We start from the raw sequence: 328 nt of genomic DNA, 5'->3' as shown, positions 1-328 counted from the left end.
CTCCTAGAGCCATCTCTGAGCCTGCCACGCTCGATGCATTTCCTTCATCCGGAGGAATTAAATTCACGGTCTGGGCCGAAATCGCCCATACCGAGCTTCCCGGCGGCCGCAACAAGCCGGATATCGACATGGTGGCCGAGCGGTTCCGCCATTGGGCGACCGAAAAGGGGATTCCGCTCAAGGGGCTAAGGATCCTCGCCGCCTTTGAAGGCTTCTGCCACAAATGGCAGGTCAAAGGTTGATGATTGCCCGTGGTTAACTGGCAACTGGCAGTCATCAATGGGCAATTGTTAGGGGTTAGCTACTATGCTCTGCCCATGCGCAACGC

1 protein-coding gene is annotated in these 328 nt (G+C 56.7%); it reads left to right on the top strand.

Features of this window, described 5'->3' with window-relative positions; translation table 11 throughout:
• Positions 1 to 242, top strand: a 242-nt coding sequence (locus SB764_RS39020) for a hypothetical protein (protein WP_410866613.1), incomplete at its 5' end; no start/stop codon positions are given.
• Positions 243 to 328 lie beyond the last annotated feature (86 nt).

It is taken from the genome of Paraburkholderia sp. SIMBA_027, from assembly GCF_046535315.1.
In the GTDB taxonomy this organism is placed as follows: domain Bacteria; phylum Pseudomonadota; class Gammaproteobacteria; order Burkholderiales; family Burkholderiaceae; genus Paraburkholderia; species Paraburkholderia tropica.
The sequence above is the reverse complement of the archived record's forward strand: the minus strand, read 5'-3'. Positions and strand labels throughout refer to the sequence as shown.